Source organism: Thiohalocapsa sp., from assembly GCF_019695415.1.
Classification (GTDB): Bacteria; Pseudomonadota; Gammaproteobacteria; order Chromatiales; family Chromatiaceae; genus Thiohalocapsa.
Window position 1 is genome coordinate 1 of record NZ_JAIFKJ010000173.1, and the last position, 4,605, is coordinate 4,605.

The 4,605-nt window shown below is 67.1% G+C and carries 5 protein-coding genes; all 5 read right to left on the bottom strand.

Translation table 11 applies throughout. From position 1 onward, the window contains the following. Positions 1-330: 330 nt before the first annotated feature. Positions 331-1,689, bottom strand: a complete 1,359-nt coding sequence (locus tag I6U14_RS04715) for a rhodanese-like domain-containing protein (protein WP_296897289.1) — start codon at positions 1,687-1,689, stop codon at positions 331-333. Between the two features lie 151 nt (positions 1,690-1,840). Then, positions 1,841-2,710: an HlyC/CorC family transporter gene (locus I6U14_RS04720; protein ID WP_296897291.1), complete on the bottom strand. Its 870-nt coding sequence runs from the start codon at positions 2,708-2,710 to the stop codon at positions 1,841-1,843. Continuing rightward, positions 2,688-3,281, bottom strand: coding sequence for an rRNA maturation RNase YbeY (gene ybeY, locus I6U14_RS04725; protein ID WP_296897293.1), 594 nt, complete (start codon positions 3,279-3,281; stop codon positions 2,688-2,690). Before ybeY ends, I6U14_RS04720 begins: the two co-directional genes overlap by 23 nt. Continuing rightward, on the bottom strand, positions 3,278-4,282 hold the full coding sequence (locus I6U14_RS04730; protein WP_296897294.1) for a PhoH family protein: 1,005 nt from the start codon (positions 4,280-4,282) through the stop codon (positions 3,278-3,280). Before I6U14_RS04730 ends, ybeY begins: the two co-directional genes overlap by 4 nt. 8 nt (positions 4,283-4,290) lie before the next feature. Beyond that, positions 4,291-4,605 (bottom strand): TRAM domain-containing protein (locus I6U14_RS04735; protein ID WP_296897296.1); only part of this gene is annotated, 315 nt, incomplete at its 5' end.

Below are 4,605 nucleotides of genomic sequence, written 5' to 3' on the forward strand. Positions count from 1 at the left end.
GTCTAGGGAACTGCTGATTTATTGGGCATCCTGCCCAAAAATCAGACGGAGCCGGCTTGTTCGCAACAGGGGCGGTTTCCGGCTTCCTTCGTTTTCAGCGACTTGCGTCGCCGAAAATGGCGGGGCGGCCTGCCCCGCAAGGGAAGCGCGAATAAATCTGCGCTTCCCTAGCGTCGCCCGTTCCCTACACCGCCGCGGGCCCGCCGGCCCGCGGCGCGGAGCGGTCCTGCGGTGCCCCGCATTGACTACGGCCCGAGCGTCCGAACCTCACTCAGCCAACGCGGCGGGGCGCGACATCACCGAGCACCCGGTCCCTGACCACCATCCAGCTTAAGGCGCCCACCACGGGCGCGTGCTTCTCAGTCCGCCGTCTCGTCCCACAATGGCTCCGGACGCCAGGAAACGGCTCTTCCCACCGGCCCCAGTCACCAGGCTGTGCGCCATCTCCGCGCGTGCACCCGTGGGACAGAAGAACACGGGCGTTGGCCCGCTCGTCAACGACTCCATGCGCTCCGGGATCAGATCGAAAGGGATGTTCACGACGTGATCGATGGACGGCTCCTCCACTTCGATCGGGTTGCGGAGGTCTACCAGTACGACGTCCTCCTGCGGCTGCTTGGCGAGTTGGACAAACTCATCGAGCGTGATGGTGCCGGGCTTCGGCTTCGGTTGGTAGACGATGTCGCTGCTCGCCGGCCCCGTCGCCACCGGGTTGCCGGCCCGAGCCCAGTCGGCGTCATCCATCGGCAGCACCCGCACGGCTCGGTAGCCCCATGTCACCAGCTGCCGGGCGGCGTCGTCGCTGCCCTCGCCGTAGACAACGATGTGGGCGTCGGCCCGGGGCGGGAATCGTGGTCGTCTTGCGCGGGGCGGCCCGAGCGGAATGTTCAAGGTGCCGTGGATAGCGCCCGCAGCGACGGCCTCCCCCCCGCGGACAACGATGACGATGACACCGAGGTCCTCGTGGATAGCGCGGCGCAGCCACCGGGGCTCGACGACGCTGGGCTCGGTCTTAGTCCAGTCCGCGAAGCCGAGCGGATAGATCTTCACGTCGCTATAGCCGAGTTGCTTGACGCGCAGCGAAGTCGTCGGCCCCAGGCAGCCGCCCGGGCCATAGAGCACCACCGGCGCGCTCCGATCCTCCGGCAGGTGCTTTGGATAATCGGCTACGGCCGGCGCCGGCATGGACACAGCGCCCGGCACATGAGCCGCCTGGTACATCGGCGTCGGTCGCACATCAAGCACCGTCATCGACGGGTCGTCCAGCGCGGCCTTGAAGGCGGTTTTGGAGAGCTTCTCGTCGTCGGCGATGGCCTCGGCGATGTCGAAGCGCACGATGGATGTCGCGTGCTTGCGGCCGCCCCTGTCCTCAACAGTGACCAGGAAGCCCTTGCGCTTGTAGTTCTGGAGGTCCGAGATCGAGTCGACGTTCTTCAACACCGTGTCTCGGTCAAAGCTCACGACCGCCTTGTGCGTGCCGAAGTCCAGTTGGAGCGCCTGCGCCTTATCGGACACGGTGTCGAGGAAGCCCATCATGGTGCCCGGTGTCGGCGCGTGGCAGCCGGCACAGAATGCGGCCATGGATGGTGCGGAGGCCTCCGTTGATGATGGCGTGGCGCCGTTCGCCGCGAGCGCGGCACCGGCTAGCGTGATGGCGATGGCAGTGCTGCGCGCAGTCCGAGCTCTCATGTGAACCTCCTCGGCGCTGCCGCGCGCCGTGAACGACCCCTAGGTGCGTGCTTAAAAACACGCGCTCTTTTTAGGGTAGTTCAGGAGCTTCCCGCTGGCCCTGCGGTTGTCGCTCCCAGATGCCGCCTGTCCAGCCGATGGGATGTGCACCTCAGTCGGGTGCTGCCGCTGGCGGTCGCACAGTCAGCAAATGCACGCGGCGGCTGTCGGCGCGCATGATGGTGAAGCGGAAGCCGTCGATCTCGGTGCGCTCGCCGCGGGTAGGGAGGCGGCCGAAGGCGTTGACCACGAGGCCGCCGATGGTGTCGAACTCACCGGCGTCCAGTTGGCTTGCGAAGTAGTCGTTGAAGTCTTCGATGTTCGTGCGCGCCTTGACGGTGTATTCGCCTTTGCCGCGCTTGAAGATGAAGGCGCCCTCGTCGTGGTCGTGCTCGTCTTCGATGTCGCCGACGATCTGCTCGAGGACGTCCTCGATGGTGACGAGCCCGGCGGCGCTGCCGTACTCGTCGACGACGATGGCCATGTGGTTGCGGCTGGCACGGAACTCTTTCAGCAGCACGTTGAGGCGCTTGCTCTCAGGCACGAAGACGGCGCCGCGCAAATGGTCGCGTATGTTGAACGCGCCCTGGCGGCGGCTCTCGGTGCAGTAGGCGAGCAGATCCTTGGCGAGCAGGATGCCGATCACCTCGCCCTTGTCCTCACCGGTGACCGGGAAGCGGGAATGGGCAGAGTCGACGGCGATCTCGAGGATGCGCTCCAGCGGGTCGTCGCGACGGACGCTGACCATTTCCGCCCGTGGGATCATGATATCGCCGACCCGCAGGTCGGCTACCTGCATGACGCCTTCGATCATGGCGAGACCGTCGCGGTCCAGGAGGCCGTTGCGCTCGGCGTCTTGCAGCACTTCGATGAGTGCGGCCCGGTCCTTGGGCTCCCGACCCAACAAGCGGCAGATCCGTTTGCGCCAGGGGGTAGGTTGGGGGGTGGGCTGCGCGCCGTTACGCGCTCGATCGCTCGTCATGAGGCTCTTCGGGGACCTCGTAAGGTGTTGAAAATCCTAACCCGGTGAGGATGGCCGTTTCCAGGGCCTCCATCCGGTCGGCCTCAGCAGGCTCGATGTGGTCGTAACCGAGGAGGTGCAGGGTGCCGTGCACGACCAGATGCGCCGTGTGGGCGGCCAGCGTCTTGCCCTGGGCTGTGGCCTCCCGGCGCAGCACCGGGGCGCAGATGACCAGATCGCCCAGCTCAGCATCCAGGCTTGACTGCAGCTCGGACAAGACCTCTGCAGGCAGCCCCGCCGGCTGCTCGAAGGGGAAGGAGAGCACATTGGTGGGCCCAGGCTTGCTGCGGTAGCGCTGGTTCAGTGCCGCCCCTTCTGCGTCATCGACGATGCGCAGTGTCACGGCGGCGCGCCTTCGCGGCTCCGCGGCGCCGTGGGCGATGGCGGCGCGCACCCAGCTGGCGAGCTGGGCGTCGTCCGGTAGATCGCTCACCGCGCAGGCGCGCTGCACGGTGAGCTGGACATCGGGCGCCGGGGTCGGTTGGGGAGGCTCTGCGTCCGAAGACGCAGCAGATTGGCCGGTGTCGGTCACTGGTCGCTGCTCTTGCGTTCCTGTCTGCGATCCTGAGCCTGATCGTGCACATCGTAGGCGTTGACGATGCGCTGCACCAGCGCGTGCCGCACCACGTCGCGGGCGCCGAAGTGGGTTAAACCGATGCCGGGCACGCCCTTCAGCACCGTGAGTGCCTGCTTGAGGCCGGACGGCTGCCCGCGAGGCAGGTCGATCTGGGTCACATCACCAGTAATCACCGCCGTGGAGCCGAAGCCGATGCGCGTCAAGAACATCTTCATCTGCTCGGGCGTTGTATTCTGGGCTTCGTCGAGAATGATGAAGGCGTCGTTCAGGGTGCGCCCGCGCATGTAGGCCAGCGGCGCGACCTCGATGACGTTGCGCTCGATGAGCTTATTCACCTTCTCGAAGCCGAGCATCTCGAACAGCGCGTCGTAGAGTGGGCGCAGATAGGGGTCGATCTTCTGCGCCAAGTCCCCGGGCAGGAAGCCCAGGCGCTCGCCGGCTTCCACCGCCGGTCGCACCAACAGCAGGCGGCGCACCCGCTCGCTCTCCAGCGCCTCCACCGCACAGGCGACGGCGAGATAGGTCTTGCCTGTGCCGGCGGGGCCGACGCCGAAGCTGATGTCATGGGTGACGATGGCGTGCAGATAGGCCTGCTGGGTGGCGCCGCGGGCCTTCACCAGACCGCGCTTGGTCTTGATGATGACGTCCGGCAGGCGCTCGGCGGTGTCCTCGGCCGCGGCGTCGGCATCCGCCTGCTGGAGCTGCAGGTGAACGGATTCGGGCGAGACGGGCTCGGTCTCGGCAACGTCGTAGAGGTCCCGGAGCACCTGCTCCCCCACGGCCGCCGCCGCCGGCTCGCCGACGATGCGAAAGCTCATGCCGCGGTTACTGATCTCGATGCCGAGCCGGCGCTCGATAAGACGCAGGTGCTGATCGAAGGGCCCGCACATGCTGGAGAGCCGCGCGTTGTCCGCGGGTGTCAGCTCCAGGTCGATGCTGTACGGCTCTTGACCCAAGTGAGGACTCAAGTGGCGGCGGCACCTGCGGCCGGTGCGGCGGCGTCCGCTGCCGCGTGGGGGGTGGCGGCATCTGCTGCCGCCGGCGGCGACGCCGCAAAGGACCTGGCGAGCTCGCCGCGCAGGGAGTTGGGCAGGGCCTCGGTGATGCGCAGATCAGCGAACGCGCCGATGAGGCTTGCTGGGCCGGCGAAGTTCACCACTCGGTTGTTCTCGGTGCGCCCGGCGAGCTGGGCGGGGTCCTTGCGCGACGGCCCCTCCACCAGCACCCGGTGTGTCTCGCCCACCATGCGGCGGCTGATGACCTGGGCCTGGTGGTTGAT